Below are 18986 nucleotides of genomic sequence, written 5' to 3'. Positions count from 1 at the left end.
GCCTAGATACATTGTCACTGGACGTGATGTGAATAGCCTTTGTTTCACTTGGGGCTCATTGCTAGGTCTCGTGCTCTTGTATTACTGTTACTGGCGTTTTACTTTCGACAAACATACGTTGCGCAGGAGTCTAGGCAGATTTTTATCTTATATAAAAAAATAGTACACAAGGAATACTCCTCGCATACTATTCTTACTTTTGCGGTATTGCAAAAAAATCGAGTGAACTAGGCATTGACCATCTGGATGGTGAAAAACTTCTACGGAATCACTTAAACTTCTACTCGAAAATCTTTTAAGTCCTCCCGAAGCTTGGCCTTCATGAATTTACCAACTGACGTTTTTGGTACCTCGTCTAAAAAGACAACATCATCAGGAATCCACGTTTTATGGAATTGATTACGTAAGCTATCAAGCAGTTCCTCTTTTGTAATAGTATCTTTGAATTCAGGTTTCGGTACAACGCATGCTAACGGTCGTTCGAGCCATTTTTCATGCGGAATAGCAATAACCGCCGCTTCAAATACCTTGGCATGTGACATCAATGCATTTTCAAGCTCAACAGATGAAATCCATTCGCCACCACTCTTTATTAAATCCTTCGTGCGATCAGTAATTTTTATATAGCCATCTGGTGTCATTACCGCAATATCACCCGTATAAAGCCAGCCGTCCTTAAAGGCTTCTTGCGAGCGCTCATCCTTATAATATTCCGCTGCAATCCACGGGCCTCTTATCGTAATTTCCCCCATCGTTTTGCCATCCCAAGGTACCTCACCATGTTCGTTGACAATGCGCGTTTCAATAAAAGGCACTGTAATTCCTTGAGTCACTCGCACATGCATTTTTTCGTCCGATGAATAGTCTTGCATATGCGATAGATATGTCGATAAGCTCACGAGCGGCGATGTCTCCGTCATACCATAGCCTGTATAGTACGGAATGCCATGCTCCTCCTCAAAACCCCGAACAAGTCCCATTGGAGAAGCTGAACCACCACATACAATTGAGCGCAACGATGATAAATCACGTGGATTAGTACGTTGCTCCTGCAACACTCCTAGCCAAATTGTCGGCACACCTGCTGTTAAAGTCACTTTATACTGTTCAAACAAATCGAGTAAAAGCTGTGGTGTAAACATAGGTCCTGGTAATACTTGAGTCGATCCGAACAGGACACTGGCGAATGGCAAGCCCCATGCATTCGCATGAAACATTGGTACAACAGGCAGCACGACATCGTTTTCACAGATACCAATGCTATCAGAGAGTCCTGCCGTCATACTATGGAGCACGATGCTCCGATGTGTATAGACTACACCTTTTGGCATGCCTGTTGTTGCACTTGTATAGCACATGCCAGCAGGTGCATTTTCATCTAAATTCTCTGGAAAAGAATATTCATCACTTGCTTCCGCTAGTAATTCCTCATAAGAGCGCGCGTTCGGTAATGGCACACTATCTAACGCGACATTATCCCCCATCACAATAAAATGCTTCACTGTTGTAAGTTGAGAGGCTATCGGCGCAAGCAGTGGAACTAAATTATCATCAATCAGCAAGATTTCATCCTCTGCATGATTAATGACATATGCGATATGCTCAGGTGTCAATCGAATATTAATCATATGCAAAACGGCACCAGCACATGGTACGGCAAAATAAGCCTCTAAATGGCGATGATGATTCCAAGCAAAAGTACCAATTTTCATGCCACGTGCCATCCCAAGTTTCGTGAGGGCATCCGCTAATTTACGAGTACGTTTTACATATTCTTTGTAAGTAAACTCATGTATCGTTGTAGGGCTTGTACGAGAATAAATTTTCTTTGCATGAAAATAACGCTCTGCTCGGTTCAAAAAACTCGTTAGTAATAATGGTGTGTCCATCATATGCATATTATCGCTCCCTTTCGTTTATAAACTTTATAACGTCCAAGGCTGATTGCTGCTACAAACCAATATTTTAGCTCTTCATGATTTTATAAGTCCTATTCTTTTCAATGCTCCTACTTAATATTGCAACGACCCTATTTCGGTTGCATGCGAATAGCTCCGTCTAGACGAATCACTTCACCATTTAACAAGCCATTGTGAATAATACTTTCCACAAGCATTGCATATTCGGATGGCCTGCCTAGGCGCTTAGGAAACGGTGTCATTGCAGCAAGTGCCGTTCTCGCTTGCTCTGGTAACGATCCAAACATCGGGGTCTCTATTAATCCTGGCGCTATGGTCATCACACGTACGCCAATTTCCGCAAGCTCACGTGCAATCGGCAATGTCATCGCCGCTACACCACCCTTGGACGCACTATATGCTGCTTGTCCAATTTGACCGTCAAAAGCTGCAACAGACGCAGTATTAATAATTACACCGCGTTGACCATCCTCATTTGGCTCGTTATGCTGCATTTTTTCAGCTACAAGACGAATAACATTGAATGTACCGATTAAATTAACTGCTATCACCTTTTCAAATAAAGCAAGCGTATGTACACCACGCTTTGACAGTACTTTACTCGCATCGGCTATTCCTGCGCAGTTTACAGCGACATTAATGGTGCTAAATGATGCTAGTGCTTGCTCTAGTCCCGCTGCTATATCTAGCTCTTTCGTAACATCAACACGTGCATATCGGACATTTTCACCTAGTTCCTCTACAATTGCATGTCCTCGCTCATCGTTAACATCAAAAATAATAGCCTTGCCACCCTCTCCTACAATTTTACGTACTGTTGCTTCACCTAAGCCTGACGCGCCACCTGTTACAACCGCTACTACCTCATGACATTTCATGTGACACAACTCCTTTACAATTTTTCAATAATTGTGGCATTTGCCATGCCCATACCTTCGCAAATTGCTAGTAAACCGTAACGCAAATTCTCACGTTCCATCCGGTACAGCATCGTCGTCAATAACTTTGTGCCAGTTGCGCCTAGTGGATGTCCCAAGGCAATGGCGCCACCATCAGGATTTAATTTAGTTGGATTTGCTCCAATTTCATGCAGCCAAGCTAATGGCACCGGTGCAAAAGCTTCATTCACCTCATACGTATCGATATCTTCTATTGTCAGTCCAGAGCGCTCAAGTGCACGTCTCGTGGCTTCAATAGGGCCTGTTAGCATAAGTGTCGGATCAGAGCCTACTACAACTCTCGTTACAATTTTGGCAAGTGGTCGAATACCGAGCTCCTGTGCCTTTTCTAATGACATGACAACAACAGCGGAAGCCCCATCACTCATTTGACTTGCATTGCCTGCTGTGATGATGCCATCCTCTTGAAAGACAGTTTTTAGACCCTTTAAGATGTCGACCGTCGTTTCAGCACGGGGTCCTTCATCTACTGCAAATAATGTAACTGAACCATCTTCTTGCGTTACCTGAACAGGCATGATTTCCTGTTTGAAATGACCCGCTTCAATTGCTGCTAGAGCTCGTCTATGGCTTTGGTAGGCATAGTTATTCAACTGCTCTTTTGAAAGCTGCCATTTTTCAGCCATCCTTTCAGCCGATAGCCCCTGATGTATAATTGTATAATTTTCTTGTAAGCGGTTACCTTTATGAGCGTCCTTCATATTCGAAAACATTGGCACTCTTGTCATGCTTTCCACACCACCAGCAATGACAATATCCATATCACCAGCTAAAATAGCTTGTGATGCGAAATGCACTGCCTGTTGGCTAGAGCCGCATTGCCGATCAATTGTTACACCAGGCACCGTCTCCGGGAAGCCTGCCATTAATAAAGCTGTGCGCGCAATATTAGCGCCTTGTTCGGCAGTTTGCGTCACACAGCCAAAAATGACGTCCTCTACCTGCCCTTTATCGATACCAGCACGTTGCACGACTTCCTGTAACACATCTGCTGCTAAATCGTCTGCGCGGACATTTTTTAATGCTCCCTTACTTCTCCCTATAGCTGTTCGAACAGCTGCTACAATCACAACTTCTCTCATAAAAAAACCCCTTTACCAAATCAATTCTCTCAAACCATAGTTGCATTCATACAATACGTTAAAGTGTATTTACATATAAGAAAATATATTCCCCACCTTAAACTATTTAATAATATCCAATTATCAGAATATTATAGCATTTATTTTACTAGAGTAAGAAGTTTTTAACAAATATATATATGTATCTCTATCCATGGTTTCGCTGCTTTTATCCGTCACTTTGCCTGTTTTATCCGTCACTTCTCCTGTTCTATCCGTCACTTCTCCTGTTCTATCCGCCACTTCGCCAAAACTTTATCCTATCCTCCTTCATCTTAACAATAAAAAAAGCAATCCCAATGAAAATTGAGATTGCTTGATCTATTTGCTAATTAAACTAAATCTTCACCGAAGAATAAGCCGATTTCACGCTCAGCAGAAGCAAGTGAATCAGAACCGTGAATGATGTTGTGAGAAACAGTTGTTGCATAGTCTCCACGGATTGTACCTGGATTAGATTCTTCCGGTTTAGTTGCTCCCATCATTGTACGAGCAAGTTTGATAACGTTTTCGCCTTCCCATACCATAGCGAATACTGGGCCAGAAGTGATGAATTCTACTAATTCACCGAAGAATGGACGCTCAGAATGCTCAGCATAGTGTTTTTCAGCTAATTCTTGTGGAATTACCATTAATTTAGCGCCTTTCATTTCAAAACCGCGACGTTCAAAACGATCAACGATGTCACCTACTACTTGACGGTTTACGCCATCTGGCTTAACCATTAAAAAAGTTTGTTCGATTGCCATGTTTAAAACACTCCTTAAATTCGTCTAACAGGTTTTACACCTACCGATAAATATTAACAAAAAATGAGCCTTTGTACAACAAAAAGCTAGAATTTACGCTTGCCCATGAATAAAGCAATATCACGTAATTTTTTCTTTATGGGATGTTTTGGCAAAGCATCTATTTCTTGTAATGCTTTTTTTAAATATTTATCGCTCATTTTATTAGCTTGCGCAATAGCATCAGATTTACGCACATAGTGCAACATTTTTTGACGTTCCGGCTCTGTTAACGTACCTGCAAACACTTTCGCTAAATAAGGTTGCAACTGGGGGTCATCTTTTAATAATAAAATCGGCAATGTAATGTTTCCTTGCAATAAATCACTACCTGCAGGCTTCCCTAATTCTTTATCGGTTGCCATGATATCTAAGACATCGTCGATAATTTGGAAGCTCATGCCAACAAAATATCCAAAGCGTTTTAAATGGCTCACCGTTTTTGCATCAACGCCTGCTGCCACTGCACCAAGCTCACAACTAGAAGAAATCAGTAAAGCCGTTTTTCGTTTTATTCGTCTAAAATAATCCTTTAAGCCCTGATCCAACCTAAATTTATCTTCAATTTGAATGACTTCACCGTTACAAATTTCCACCATTGTCCGCGCCAAAATTTGATGTACAAGTGGGTCTTCGAGCTTTGTAATATATTCAAGTGCACGCGCAAAAATAAAATCGCCCGTGTACATTGCTACTCTGTTATTCCATTGCGATTTGACAGTCGGTCGTCCTCTTCGCATATCGGAATCATCAATCACATCATCATGCACTAGTGACGCCATGTGAATGAGCTCTAGAGGCACAGCCACATCTTTCATCTTTTCGATATTATAATCGCCAAATTTCGCGCCAAGCAACACAAAAATTGGTCGTATTCGTTTGCCACCAGCTTGTAATAAATGGAGAGAAGCATCATTAATCAAATGTGAAGACGAGTTCACCGCTTTTTCTAATTCTTGTTCGATGATATCTATATCTGATTTCAAATCGGAATAGAGTAGTTTTAACTTCATCTTTTCCACGCGTGAAAACCTTCCCCCATTAACGTACTTTTTTTAAGCCCATATGCATTGCCGCAGCGCCGCCACTGTATGCTTTGTACGTTACTTTTTCTAAACCTGCCTGTCCAAACATTTGTGCTAACTTCTTCATGCCTGGGAAATCATTTGCAGATTCCTGTAACCATGAATATTCTTTATAGCTTTTCGCAAACATTTTACCGAATAACGGCATAATATATTTAAAATAAAATCGGAATAGTTGTCGATAGCCTGGAATTTCAGATTGTGATGTTTCTAAACATACAACCATTCCACCTGGTTTCACAACACGTTGCATTTCTTTTAACACTTGTAAATAATCTGGTACATTACGAAGCCCAAAACCGATTGTCACATAATCAAATGTGTTGTCCGGGAACGGTAATTCCATTGCATTCCCTTGTATAAGCTCAATTTGCGGATAGGCGGTTACCTTTTGTTCTCCGACTTTCAGCATGTTTTTACTGAAATCTAAGCCCTTTACTTCACCTTGTTCTCCAACAGCCTCAGCTAAGGCAATTGTCCAATCTGCCGTACCACAGCAAACATCTAAAGCTTTCGATCCAGGTTTAACAGCCATACGCTTCATCGTATCATTGCGCCAGCCGACATGCATTTGGAAGCTGATAACACCATTCATTTTGTCATAACTTTCCGAAATACTTTCAAATACTTCGTGTACGTGCTCTTCTTTCGATTTAGCCATTTTGAAAACCCCTCTTATCCGTTAGTAGAGGCGATAGATGCCTCTACGCGCGCTTGTAGAGCTTGTTTCACATCACTTTGTAAAAATGATGCTTGGTCTAAAAACTGCAACAACTCTGTTTTTAAACGCGCAATTTTGTCTTGCATAACGCTGTTGTAGGTCGCGCCTGCCTGTTCTGCACTTTGTTCAAGCACTTTACTCATTATGGATACCTGTCCACGCTGGTAAGAAAGAAATTCTCTTTCCAAGCGTATAATTAATAAGCTCTTTTCCATAATCGGTACATATTCTCTATACGCATAGAGCTTAAAAAACTGCGCAATTAAACCTGATTCTATATTGCTGATTGAGGAAAACCATTGTTCGACCGTACGTTTTTCTGCCTCATATACTTTAATTTGATGCTCGCAACGCGATACAATTCCTTGAGACAAGTTTCGAATCAATGCGACATTTCCCGACATCGCCAAAATCTCATAATAACGACCACTATAAAAGTCTCCGGCTAAAACGGTTAGCTGCTGTTCTTTTGAAGTGGCGTCTAATTCTTTTATATGATCGTGAGCCGCTAGGGCTGCGTACACAATGCCAACAGTAATTGCCGCTTCTCTTTGTTCTTGTTGCCACTCTTCACCATTCAAAAAGGGAACTAACAAGTGAAACAATTGATTTTCATCGAGCACAGGCACTCCTGTGTATTTTTGCAAAGTTCTATGACGAACATCCATGAAAATCTCTGTTTTTAACTGTGCAATTGAATTTTGAATGTATGTTGCATTCATAGACCTTACTCCATTTCACTTTCGAATACGTTTATCATATGCATGATACAACGCTTGCTTACTGAGTCATTATAGCATAAGCAACGATTCGGAATAAAAAGTTTTTGCTTACCAGCATGAACGGGCAGTAAGACCCCCACCACAGAGACGCTGAGAAAAAAATGGTAGGAAACCCAACTGCCCGTAAACCGAATTAAAGAACACATACTCGTTTTTACTTTTGTTATATTGTATATGTGACCACAGCTTGCGGGCCCCACCTACTCAGCCATAGAAATTCATGCACAAATGTAATATTTACACTCACACTGTGCGTTTGTTCCCGTGGAATAGAAGGTATCTTTACAAAGCGACGTTACTTTTTCCCTTCACTCTGGATTACACCATGTGCTGTATGGATTTGTGCTTTACCCCGAATTTTCATAGCAGATGTGTGCTCAGTGAATTGAGCAATCATTACTTCACCAGCATCTAATTTTTCAGAATGATGGAATTTTGTATCCGTCCCACGTGTTAAACCAATCACATGCACGCCATCTTCTTCTGCCTGTATAACTATATAATCTTGCGCCATCGTCTGTACACTCCTTAAATCCGACAAATTCTTAGTACATCATAACACAATTAGACATGCAATTTAAGACATTTGAATAAATGATAAGACTTCTCTACGTTTTATTTCATCTTCTTGATAAATGCCACGCGCCACAGAAGTCACTGTTTTCGAACCCGGCTTTTTAAGTCCTCGCATAGTCATGCACATATGTTCTGCTTCAATGACTACATAAACGCCCTGTGGCGATAGCATTTCCATAATTGTATCTGCCACAGATGAAGTAATACGCTCCTGTAACTGCGGACGACGGGCAATCGTCTCTACTGCACGCCCTAATTTACTAAGCCCTGCAACAATGCCATCGTTTGGTATGTAAGCTACATGTGCTTTTCCGTAAAACGGCACCAGGTGATGCTCGCACATTGAATAAAATGGAATGTCCTTTACAAGTACTAATTCCTCATGATCCTCATGGAAAACGGTTTTAAAATAATCCTTTGCATCTTCATGTAAGCCACTAAACATTTCTGCGTACATTTTAGCAACACGCTTTGGCGTATCAAGTAGCCCTTCACGGTTTACATCTTCACCGACCGCTTCTAAAATCATCTTAACTGCTTGTTCTATTTTCAATAAATCAACATTCGACATCCGTAAAAACCCTCCTGCATATCAAAACATTACACATTTCTCTTTGCATCGTAGCATATCCAAAAGGTAAGCGCAAAATGACTTACCTGATTCACAGCAAAATCAACATATCTCAATCAATTATGCCTCGGCATAATTGCGTCCGGATTCGGTTTTGCTTGCACAAAGAACTCCTTTCCGATTCCGCGACATCCGCCGGAAGCTTTTTCTTTCAGCAGGTGTTTAGACACCCGCTGAAAAGTAACTTAAACCCGCATTCATCTCACCACCTATAGAGGTGGGAGACTTCTGTTGAAAGAAGTTAAAAATTACGTGTAGCACTCTATGTATACATCTACTCATCAAAAAGAGCAGCCTTCATGTTCGTTTACATGAAGACTGCTCTATGTAACTGAAGACGTGTATTATTTTACAGCATCTTTAAGCGCTTTACCTGGTTTGAAAGCAGGTACCTTGCTAGCAGCGATTTCGATTTCTTTACCTGTTTGTGGGTTACGACCTTTACGAGCCGCACGTTCACGTACTTCAAAGTTACCAAAACCGATTAATTGTACTTTGTCACCCTTTGCAAGAGCATCTTGAATTGTATCAAATACAGCTTCAACTGCTTTAGAAGCGTCTTTTTTAGAAAGACCTGCAGCTTCAGCAACAGAGTTTACTAATTCTGTTTTATTCACACCATTCACCTCCTCTCAAAGGGTCATGAATCAATTCTGTAAAAAGAGTAACACATAGAAAACCGCGACGCAACTGTATTCATCCATGATTATAACCAAAAAAGCATTTTTTTACCCAAAATACGAAAATAAAAGGACTTTTCGCATAAAAACGAAAAGCCCTAAGATATTTTTTTGCGCTTTATTTTCCTTTTTTTCACTATAAAATAAATGTCACTAAACCTCTTTCACCTTCATTTACCATGCGTTCAATTGTTTGACGCATACGTTTTTTAGCTGTAGGTGGCACAGCATTCATTTTATAGCGTATCCCTTCTTTTAACACTTCATGCAGCGGTGTACCAAAAAGTTGTGTTTGCCATAGGGCATCACGATCATGTAAATAAGCATGATTTAAATCCTTAAGTAACTGTTGACTATGGAACTCTGAGCCAATAAGCGGTGCAAATTCAGATTCCATATCAACTCGAATAATATGATAAGATGGCGCTTTTGCCTTCATACGTACACCGTAGAAATTATTTTGTTTAATCAGTTCTGGTGCTGTTGGTTCAAATTCCTGCATCATCGGTAAAGTTACGCCATAACCACTCTTATCTGCTTCATTAATGGCTTCTTTAAAGCGTTTTTGAGCTTCTTTTGCTTCAGCAGCTTCTTTAATAAATAGTAGCCAATCTCGCTTCGTCTCAATCGGCTCATCCAACCATTCATTGCAAACTGCTTTATACAGTTCTCCTTGCAACGATACGCGAATAACTGCTGTACCAATCCCAGCATCTACATGTACCACTTCACTTTGATCAATAAAATCAATGGCTTTAAAGGCATCTGAAGCCTGTTGCACATCTCGAATTTTCATCACTGATGAGAGTACTTCTTCCATCGAATCAATGAGCGCCACATTTAATGGGTGTGACGCATCTAATACATCTAACCAATCTGGTTTCTCAACCTCAATAGTACGTATTGGAAATTCGAAAAGTGCCTCTTGCAAAATATATTGAATATCTGATGCACGCATTTGATCGATTGAAATCGCAATTACGGGCACATTATAGCGTTCAAATAATTCGTTACGAAGCTGTACAGTTTCTTCCCGTGCTGGCATTTGGCAATTTAACAAGATGACAAATGGTTTACCAATTTCCTTTAACTGCCCTACGATTTCCTCTTCGGCTTTTTCTGCGGCATGACGTTGAATACCATTTACTGTACCGTCTGTTGTCACAACAATACCGATATTCGCATGATCACGTATCACTTTATCCGTACCAATTTTTGCTGCTTCTTGGAAAGGAATTGGTTCTGTGTGCCAAGGTGTATGCACAAATTTTGGACCGTTTTCATCCTCATAGCCCTTTGTACCATCAATTACATAACCGACGCAGTCTGCTAAACGAATTTGGAATGTCATTTCATCTTCACCAACTGCAATCCGTGTTGCTTGGGCAGGCACAAACTTCGGCTCAGCAGTCATGATGACTGGGCCTGGCGAGCTTTGTGGCAGCTCGTCCTGTGCTCGCATTCTTTCTGTAGTATCCACAATATTCGGTAACACAACCGCTTCCATTACTTTTTTTACAAATGTTGATTTACCTACACGTACTGGACCGACAACACCAATATAAACATCGCCATTTGTGCGCTCTGCAATTTCTTTAAATACTGCTTCACTCAAGGTTTCTGCCTCCTTTATCTACGCTTTTTCACTATATGCGAGCATGCCAATAAATATGAAAAAGCTCCCTACAATTTGTGTAAGGAGCTGTACATTACTTTGATTCTGTTTCTTTCTCTTGTGTCGCCTCTGTGTCATCCTGCGCTTTTTGCCTGTCCGCTTTATAAGCTTCCATCATAAACGTCGGTTCTCCATTTTCATCTACTGTATATGGTACAGAATAAGCAGGTACCACCGGATATTTATCGACAAGAAGTTGACGAATATCATCACCTGGTTGTACATCAGGCTTGTCTTCTTTTAATAATTGATTTAAATCAATCGCATAGTCAACATGCAATTCGCCATCACCAGTCATAAAAATTGGTAATTCAGCACCTGAATAGGGACTTTTCACGGTTACTTCTGATTCATAGCCTAATTTACCAAAGTTTATTTGATACACATTATCAGAAATAGCACCCTCTATCGGCATATATTTCATGCCGATTTTGCGAATATTTAACTCTCGCATACGCTCCGCGGAGTTTAAATCTACTAATTTTACTTGAGCCGTGTTTTCAGGATCCCAAATAATATATTGATAAATGCCACCTTTTTCATAAGCATTGCCCGGAATTTGTGCAATATATTTCGGAATAAGTTTTTCAAAATCGATTAAATATTTTATATAAATATCTGTATCCATATCACGATTTTTAATAGGTACAAGGCCACCAGTTGCTTCACGATACTCATTGACCGCACGTTGCACCGCTGCAAGTTGGTCAACATCTGGTACTTTGTTAGCTACTTTTTGATCTTCTGGAAAAGCACAGCCAACTAGTAGTACTGCTGCTATCGCCATCAAAAGAAAGGCACTTCGTTTTTTCATGTCATTTACTCCCCCTTGTTGTTAAGCTGGCCATGTGGCAACAATAAGTACCATTAAAAATGTACCCAGTCCAAACAGTATGTATGCGATTAAATTTACGATGATACGTAAAAAACCATTTGAAATCTTATTTCTACTTAAATAAATTAAACCGACTGAAATAATCATAAAGCCAATACAATAAAATGATACCCACATTATATCGAGTGCTGGCATATGTGCTAACGGACCCATTCAGAACAACCACCTTTCATCAATGTCATGAGACAATCAACGTATATTATACTATGCGCTTCCGTAAAAATGAAATAACTGTCCCTTACTTTAACAACCTTTTTATTGTAGCTAAAGGGGCAGAGAAGCCAGGAAATTGGCGTTTAGTACAACATAAAGGCGCCTCAGAAGTAATTCCGAGACACCTCATTTGTGTCCATTTTAAGACGAAATAGACAAGTTGATTTATAATACTATTGCGATCATTGTGTCAGCTCATCGATTTCTCGCTTTTTAACACGCATCATTAACGCATCGACCGCCACTTTTGGCTCAACATCGTTAAAAAGCACACCATAAAGCTCCGTAGAAATCGGCATAGCCACATCATATTTTTCCGCCAATTGATGGGCTGCCTTTGTTGTCCGTACACCTTCAACCACCATGCCCATCTGATCTAGCACTTCTTTAAGCTTCATGCCTTTGCCTAGCAGGTTTCCTGCACGCCAATTTCGTGAATGCACACTTGTACATGTCACGATTAAATCACCCATGCCCGTAAGTCCTGCGAACGTAAATGGATTGCCGCCCATTTTCACGCCTAGTCGCGTAATTTCCGCAAGTCCACGCGTAATAAGCGCAGCCTTTGCATTGTCACCATAGTTTAAGCCATCCGTAATACCTGCAGCTAATGCGATCACGTTTTTCAAGGCGCCACCCATTTCCACGCCAATGACATCTTCATTTGTATAGACACGGAAAAATTGGTTCATAAATAAATCCTGCACCTTTTCAGCAGCCTCAATATTTGCACAAGCAGCTGTAATCGTTGTAGGGTGATGCAAAACAACTTCCTCGGCATGACTTGGTCCAGAGAGCACTACTATTTCTTCCACAAATTCAGCCGGTAAGCTCTCAGCCAAAATTTCAGAAATTCGTTTCAATGAATCAGGCTCAATGCCTTTTGAAACATGAACAAATAGCACCTTTTTATCAAGTGTGGCAATCATTTTGTCACATACTTCTCGAATAGCCTTTGTTGGAACAGCAACAATAATCGTTTTAGAATGCTCTACCGCCTCTGCAATATCACTTGTAGCATGTAAATTCGTAGGTAGCTCCGTTTCTGGTAAATATTTTCTATTTGTATGCTGTTTATTAATTTCTTCTGCCTGATCGGCTCTATGCGTCCATACAAGCGTATCATGCCCATTTTCGGCAAGTACCATCGCAAGTGCTGTGCCCCATGAGCCTGCCCCTAATACACAAACTCGTTCCATCAAAAACCCCTCCTTGTAAAAAGACGCCACCCTACATAATGTCAGGTTGGCGTACTGTGTGTATGAATATTCGTTAAGCACGCGCGCGTGTGATTAGACGGATTGGCGTTCCTTCAAAATCAAATGTTTCACGAATACGGTTTTCTAAGAAACGTTCATAAGAGAAGTGCATTAGTTCCGTTTCGTTCACAAAGATCACGAATGTTGGCGGTTTAATCGCCACTTGCGTTGCGTAATAAAGGCGTAAACGACGCCCTTTATCCGTTGGCGCTGGGTTACGTGCCACAGCATCCTCAATTACCTCATTAAGAATAGATGATTGAATACGCATTGCATGATTTTCACTTACACGTTGGATAATTGGTAAAATTTGATGAACTCGCTGTTTCGTATTCGCTGATACGAAAATAATTGGTGCATAGTCTAAGAATAAGAAATGCTCCCGAATCTGGTGTGTATAGAAATTCATCGTTTTTTCGTCTTTTTCAATGGCATCCCATTTATTGACAACGATAATAACCGCCTTACCTGCTTCATGTGCGTAGCCCGCGATTTTTTTGTCTTGTTCTTGAATGCCTTCTTCTGCATTTAGAACAACTAAAACAACATCAGAACGTTCAATTGCACGCAATGCACGTAACACAGAATATTTCTCTGTCGTTTCATATACCTTACCTTTTTTACGCATCCCTGCTGTATCGATAATGACATATTCCTGTTCGTCATATTCATAAGGCGTGTCAATGGCATCTCGTGTTGTCCCAGCGATGTCACTTACAATCACGCGATCTTGACCTAAGAATGCATTTACTAGTGAAGATTTCCCAACATTTGGTCGACCAATTAAAGAGAACTTAATGACTTCTTCTCCATATTGTTCTTCATCTTCTTGTGGGAAATGCTTCGCGCACTCATCTAATAAATCCCCTAAGCCCAAACCGTGGGAGCCTGAAATTGGCCAAGGCTCGCCAAAGCCAAGTGCATAGAAATCATAAATCATTTCGCGCATGTCTGGATTATCAATTTTATTAACGGCTAATACGACTGGCTTTTTCGTTTTGTATAAAATTTTAGCGACTTGCTCATCTGCCGCTGTTACACCTTCACGACCATTTGTCATAAAAATGATAACGTCCGCTTCTTCAATGGCAATCTCTGCTTGTTGACGAATTTGTTCTAAAAAAGGCTCGTCTCCAATCTCAATACCACCTGTATCAATAATATTAAAGTCATGTGTTAACCACTCTGCCGAACTATAAATACGATCACGTGTTACGCCTGGAATATCTTCCACGATCGATACACGTTCTCCAACGATACGATTAAAAATCGTCGACTTACCTACGTTCGGACGACCTACGATGGCTACTACTGGTTTCGTCATCTGTACTTCATCCTTCCAACTTCTTGTCTTTCGCTATTATACACGAAAAATGCCATTATATCATATCATATCCATCAAAGGGACCGCTTTTTACTGTTCTACCTATTAGTTAGGCATTTTTTACTGCAATATTTTTGATTTTTGATTCTTATCTGTGTTGTGTCGGCTCTATCCGTCAGTTTTGCGGTTTTATCCGTCAGTTCAGCCGTTCTATCCGTCACTTCAGCATATGTATCCGTCACTTCCTCTATTTTATCCGTCATTCCAACTTTTCTATAAAAAAAACGAGGATACATAACGTATCCTCGCTGCTATTAGTTATTTAAAGTTTTTTAGTTGATCGCCAATGACATCACCGAAAGAGAACCCTGTGTTTTCTTCGGGTAATTCATAGTCGATTACTTCTTCAGCCTGTGGGTTTTCCAGTAAGTCCTTGATGCTTAGTGCAAGACGACCTTCATCTGCATTCACGTCAAGTACTTTTACCTGTACCTCTTGTCCTTCTTTTAATGCTTCATGCGGCGTGTTAATATGCTTATGGGCAATTTGCGAAATATGCACTAAGCCCTCTACGCCTGGTAAAACTTCCACAAATGCACCAAATGAAGTGAGGCGTTTTACTCTGCCATCAAATACTGTGCCTTTTGCAGCACGTTCTTCGATATCTGACCAAGGTCCAGGAAGCGTATCTTTAATGGATAACGATATACGCTCATTTTTTGGGTCTACAGAAAGAACCTTAACCCGTACGCCTTGTCCTTCCGATAAAACTTCGCTCACATCACTCACATGCTCATGCGATACTTGTGAAATATGCACAAGCCCATCAATACCACCCAGGTCGATGAATGCACCAAATGAAGCAATGCGTTGAACTTTACCGTCTAACACATCACCAGCTTTAATTTGGTTAATGACTTGTTTCTTTTGAGAAGCTTTTTCAGATTCTACTACTGCACGGTGAGATAAAATTAAACGATTTTTTTCTTTATCTAGCTCAACAATTTTAAAACTTAAAGTTTGACCTTTATAGCTCTCAAAATCATCAACAAAATAATCTTCTACAAGGGATGCCGGAACGAAGCCACGTACTCCTAAATCTACGACAAGACCACCTTTAACAATATCTTTTACTTCCGCTTCAAATATTTCCCCTGAAGCAAATTGTTGTTCAAGTGTGTCCCACGCTTTTAAGGCATCGACTTTACGTTTTGATAATACATAGTTTTCATCTTCAACTTTTGTAATCATCAACTCTAACTCATCCCCAATAGAGATAGCGTCAGACGCTCTTTCAATGTGTAAGCTCGATAATTCACTAATTGGTACGATCCCGTCAAACGGTGCACCTGGAATTGAAACAGTTACTGCTTTTTCATCAACTTGCTCTGCAATACCTTTGACGATATCACCTTCGTTAAACGTTTGTTCTGCATAGTTCATTTCTTCAGACATATGTAACCCTCCTTCGCATCTTCCCTTACTATTTTATTCGATATTGATGACAAAGACAAAAATAAATCCTTTAAATTCAAAAAATGTCTGAAATTTTAGGCTTTATGCCATTTTTTCTTGTGCTAATTTTAAAATGGCTTGCGCCGCGGCATCAATTGATAGCTCTGTCGTGTCTAAAAATATTGCATCCTCAGCTTGAATAAGTGGTGACGCTTCACGTTCACTGTCCATTTTATCGCGCAAAGCGATTTCCTCCTGCAGCTTATCGATGGAGGACTCAATACCCCGTTTCTCATTGTCTATAAAACGGCGTCTTGCTCGCTCCTCTACAGTTGCAGACATAAAGATTTTTAGTTCAGCTGTCTTTAACACATGAGTAGCAATATCGCGTCCATCCATTACAACGCCACCATTTGCTGCAAGTTTTTGTTGTTGCGCCACTAACAGTTCACGTACCTTGGCATGTGCAGCAACCTGCGAAACAGATGATGTTACCTCGTTAGAACGAATTTCTGCTGACACGTTCTCCCCATCTAAATAGACAAGTTGTCCTTGCGGAGAAGGCTTTAAATCAATGGTGCTAACTGCTAACATTTCTGCTAATTTTGCTTCATCATCTAAATGTATGTTTTGTTGCATCGCTTTATACGTAACTGCACGATACATTGCACCCGTATCGATATATGTGAACCCTAGTGATTCTGCAACAATTTTCGCGATTGTACTTTTGCCAGCGCCTGCGGGTCCATCAATCGCAATTTGAATGTTTTTTTTCATCTGTGCTTCCCTACTTTCTATCCACCATATTGTATCATAATAACCAAAAAAAGCCCTCTTTGAGAAGAGGGCTTTCATGAAAATTTACACTTCAAATGGATTCAATTCTTTCCGTCGATTCACTAGCTGTCGTTCAAAGCAAAAACGGACAATATGTTGTTGATCGACGTCATCCGTATCCGTTAGCTGAATCGTTGCAAACTTCAATTCATCTTTTTCGAAGATACGAACAACCAGAGCGTCTGTCGTTACATAGTTAACTTCCCCATTGGCAAATGGTAGTACAATGGTTAACTGTACTTCATCATCGTCTTTAAAGGCTAGTTCTCCTTTTAAGATAAGTGCTAAACCACCTGCGCTTATATCCGATGTTACCAGTTGATATTTGTAATCCTTAAATTGAACTGCTACATCAACAGGTGTCTCTACACGTACATATTCACGACGTTGAATTTTAATGAACTCATCAGCTTTTGGGCAGTGCAGCATAATCATGGGTATATTGCCAGCTTTTCGCCCAATCACTTCTGTATTAAAAGCAAAGGAATGTTTGTCTTCCGTACGGAAAGTTGCTCTAAATTCTGAACCATCTATCAAAAAAGCAGTTTTCTTTGTCACTACATTCGTTGGATAATCGATATAAATAATATTGTCTTTTTGTTCTACGACTTTACAGCGGAATTTTTCTACGTGCTCTGTGTACGTAGGTTCAAGTTGTAATTGCGTACCAATTTTTATTTCCATGAGCATCTCCCTGAACATAAAATATATATTCATTATCGCATGAGATGCAAATTTTTGCTATATGAACTGGAAGCATTTTCTTGACTTTACGTTAAATATTCGACTTTTAAAACACTATGATTTTCAGCATCAATGACAATTCGGAATGTTTCCTGCGTCTTGCCATTTCTAACGGCAATTACTTCATAACAAAGACGTTGTTCGAATTGACCATTATCCGTGTAAATATTTTTCACTTCTTCTACTTGTACATCTTCATCGAAGAAAGTTTTCCAATCAATCGGTTTTGCAGTTTGCGGTTTAATCTTTTCTTCTTGAATATATTCCATCGCATTGGCACCGAGTAATTCGCCAGTGTCTTTTGCAATTTTTAATTGGACGCCATCCGCATAAATTAACGCTTTGTCACTTGGGTTAACACGGGCAAATGTAACATGCCATGCCAAATGGTTTTCTCTGGATTCTACAAATGCAACATCTTTCATCCCAAGTCTCTTTAAATGCTCTTGAGCTTTTTTCGTCACGTCTTCTTGTGAAAGTTTTGCCTCACCGACAGGTCGCTCGACTAAGTAGGACAGTAAATGCCCACCTTTTTCGGTTAAATCAACGTATCCAAGACGAATACCTTGATGGAACTGGATATGATAAAACGGATACGGAGCAGTATCACTACTTTTTGTTACTGTAAACGTAGCATCTTTAATTAATGGGAATAAATATTTCACTTTTTCTAATGCTTCTTTTTCTGTTATCACTGAATCTTGCAGTGCTTTTAGCTCAATTTTTTTCTGCCAATCCGATTCACTTAATGTCAGAGGGAAGTCTTTTTCGCCATAATCCTTTAATGTATTTTTCACATTATCAAACGAGGTATTTGGATTTTTGTTGTCTACTTGTTTCAACCAAACATCCATTTTGCCATCCTGTTTATAATAATCGACCGTGGCAGTCGTCCATTCATCGGATAGTGCTTGTAAATTTGTAGAGACTTGCGGCATTTTTTCCCGCCATGCCTCATAATCGCCTGTTTTGGCCGTTTTCCTTGCCTCATCTCCAAGCTTCCCTAAGTAACCAAGCCACTCGCTCGAAAGCTCTTGTCCAATCGGAATATTAGATATGGATGATCGGACTTCAGAACTCAGACGCCAAACAGAATCCAACTCACTATGGATTGCTTGTTCATCCTGAAATAATAAGGACTGCGAAACAGCTCTTTGTAAGTACGATAATTTTTCTGAGGCATCGGTTAATTTTTCTGTGTACTGCGCATGCACGGTACGTTGTAGACTTTGCTTATCAGCGTGCAAATTAATGCTGTACGCACCTAAGCCAATGACTGCCGCAGTTAAGATAACGAGCATTGTTCTCATTGTGTTTTCCTC

The 18986-nt window shown here is 40.2% G+C and carries 20 protein-coding genes; all 20 read right to left on the bottom strand.

What is annotated here, in order from left to right; genetic code table 11:
* Window positions 1-272 precede the first annotated feature (272 nt).
* The 20 genes from H131_RS09080 to H131_RS08985 all read right to left on the bottom strand — a co-directional run bounded on the left by H131_RS09080 (window position 273) and on the right by H131_RS08985 (window position 18974).
* Window positions 273-1898 carry a long-chain fatty acid--CoA ligase gene (locus H131_RS09080; RefSeq protein ID WP_010858809.1) on the bottom strand — a complete coding sequence of 542 codons (1626 nt, stop codon included), beginning with the start codon at window positions 1896-1898 and terminating at the stop codon, window positions 273-275.
* Window positions 1899-2029: 131 nt separating this feature from the next.
* Window positions 2030-2797, bottom strand: coding sequence for a 3-hydroxyacyl-CoA dehydrogenase (locus tag H131_RS09075; RefSeq protein ID WP_010858808.1), 768 nt, complete (start codon window positions 2795-2797; stop codon window positions 2030-2032).
* Between the two features lie 14 nt (window positions 2798-2811).
* Window positions 2812-3960 carry a thiolase family protein gene (locus tag H131_RS09070; RefSeq protein WP_010858807.1) on the bottom strand — a complete coding sequence of 383 codons (1149 nt, stop codon included), beginning with the start codon at window positions 3958-3960 and terminating at the stop codon, window positions 2812-2814.
* A 371-nt stretch (window positions 3961-4331) separates the two neighbouring features.
* Window positions 4332-4748, bottom strand: a complete 417-nt coding sequence (gene ndk / locus H131_RS09065) for a nucleoside-diphosphate kinase (protein WP_010858806.1) — start codon at window positions 4746-4748, stop codon at window positions 4332-4334.
* Between the two features lie 86 nt (window positions 4749-4834).
* On the bottom strand, window positions 4835-5809 hold the full coding sequence (gene hepT / locus H131_RS09060; RefSeq protein WP_036130023.1) for a heptaprenyl diphosphate synthase component II: 975 nt from the start codon (window positions 5807-5809) through the stop codon (window positions 4835-4837).
* A 19-nt stretch (window positions 5810-5828) separates the two neighbouring features.
* Window positions 5829-6533 (bottom strand): demethylmenaquinone methyltransferase, encoded by a 705-nt coding sequence (locus tag H131_RS09055; RefSeq protein WP_010858804.1) that lies wholly within the window; start codon window positions 6531-6533, stop codon window positions 5829-5831.
* Between the two features lie 14 nt (window positions 6534-6547).
* Window positions 6548-7315, bottom strand: coding sequence for a heptaprenyl diphosphate synthase component 1 (locus tag H131_RS09050; protein ID WP_010858803.1), 768 nt, complete (start codon window positions 7313-7315; stop codon window positions 6548-6550).
* A gap of 355 nt (window positions 7316-7670) precedes the next feature.
* Window positions 7671-7889 (bottom strand): trp RNA-binding attenuation protein MtrB, encoded by a 219-nt coding sequence (mtrB, locus tag H131_RS09045; RefSeq protein WP_010858802.1) that lies wholly within the window; start codon window positions 7887-7889, stop codon window positions 7671-7673.
* Between the two features lie 63 nt (window positions 7890-7952).
* Window positions 7953-8522, bottom strand: coding sequence for a GTP cyclohydrolase I FolE (gene folE, locus H131_RS09040; RefSeq protein WP_010858801.1), 570 nt, complete (start codon window positions 8520-8522; stop codon window positions 7953-7955).
* A gap of 404 nt (window positions 8523-8926) precedes the next feature.
* Window positions 8927-9199 carry an HU family DNA-binding protein gene (locus H131_RS09035; RefSeq protein ID WP_004232618.1) on the bottom strand — a complete coding sequence of 91 codons (273 nt, stop codon included), beginning with the start codon at window positions 9197-9199 and terminating at the stop codon, window positions 8927-8929.
* Window positions 9200-9398: 199 nt separating this feature from the next.
* Window positions 9399-10877 carry a stage IV sporulation protein A gene (gene spoIVA, locus H131_RS09030; protein WP_010858800.1) on the bottom strand — a complete coding sequence of 493 codons (1479 nt, stop codon included), beginning with the start codon at window positions 10875-10877 and terminating at the stop codon, window positions 9399-9401.
* Window positions 10878-10971: 94 nt separating this feature from the next.
* A complete protein-coding gene (locus H131_RS09025) occupies window positions 10972-11751 on the bottom strand; it encodes a hypothetical protein (RefSeq protein ID WP_010858799.1) in 780 nt (259 codons plus the stop codon).
* A gap of 21 nt (window positions 11752-11772) precedes the next feature.
* Window positions 11773-11985 carry a DUF2768 domain-containing protein gene (locus H131_RS09020; RefSeq protein WP_010858798.1) on the bottom strand — a complete coding sequence of 71 codons (213 nt, stop codon included), beginning with the start codon at window positions 11983-11985 and terminating at the stop codon, window positions 11773-11775.
* 242 nt (window positions 11986-12227) lie between these two features.
* Complete coding sequence (locus tag H131_RS09015) at window positions 12228-13244, bottom strand: NAD(P)H-dependent glycerol-3-phosphate dehydrogenase (RefSeq protein ID WP_010858797.1); 1017 nt, start codon at window positions 13242-13244, stop codon at window positions 12228-12230.
* A gap of 73 nt (window positions 13245-13317) precedes the next feature.
* A complete protein-coding gene (der, locus tag H131_RS09010) occupies window positions 13318-14628 on the bottom strand; it encodes a ribosome biogenesis GTPase Der (RefSeq protein WP_010858796.1) in 1311 nt (436 codons plus the stop codon).
* A 98-nt stretch (window positions 14629-14726) separates the two neighbouring features.
* Window positions 14727-14924, bottom strand: coding sequence for a hypothetical protein (locus H131_RS09005; protein WP_010858795.1), 198 nt, complete (start codon window positions 14922-14924; stop codon window positions 14727-14729).
* A gap of 22 nt (window positions 14925-14946) precedes the next feature.
* Complete coding sequence (rpsA, locus tag H131_RS09000; RefSeq protein ID WP_010858794.1) at window positions 14947-16083, bottom strand: 30S ribosomal protein S1; 1137 nt, start codon at window positions 16081-16083, stop codon at window positions 14947-14949.
* Between the two features lie 102 nt (window positions 16084-16185).
* Window positions 16186-16860, bottom strand: a complete 675-nt coding sequence (gene cmk, locus H131_RS08995) for a (d)CMP kinase (RefSeq protein WP_010858793.1) — start codon at window positions 16858-16860, stop codon at window positions 16186-16188.
* Window positions 16861-16944: 84 nt separating this feature from the next.
* Window positions 16945-17604: a flagellar brake protein gene (locus H131_RS08990; RefSeq protein WP_010858792.1), complete on the bottom strand. Its 660-nt coding sequence runs from the start codon at window positions 17602-17604 to the stop codon at window positions 16945-16947.
* Between the two features lie 86 nt (window positions 17605-17690).
* On the bottom strand, window positions 17691-18974 hold the full coding sequence (locus H131_RS08985; protein WP_010858791.1) for a PepSY1/2 domain-containing protein: 1284 nt from the start codon (window positions 18972-18974) through the stop codon (window positions 17691-17693).
* Window positions 18975-18986 lie beyond the last annotated feature (12 nt).

The organism is Lysinibacillus sphaericus OT4b.31, from assembly GCF_000392615.1.
GTDB lineage: Bacteria > Bacillota > Bacilli > Bacillales_A > Planococcaceae > Lysinibacillus > Lysinibacillus sphaericus_B.
This window is presented reverse-complemented; position numbering and strand designations above follow the sequence as displayed.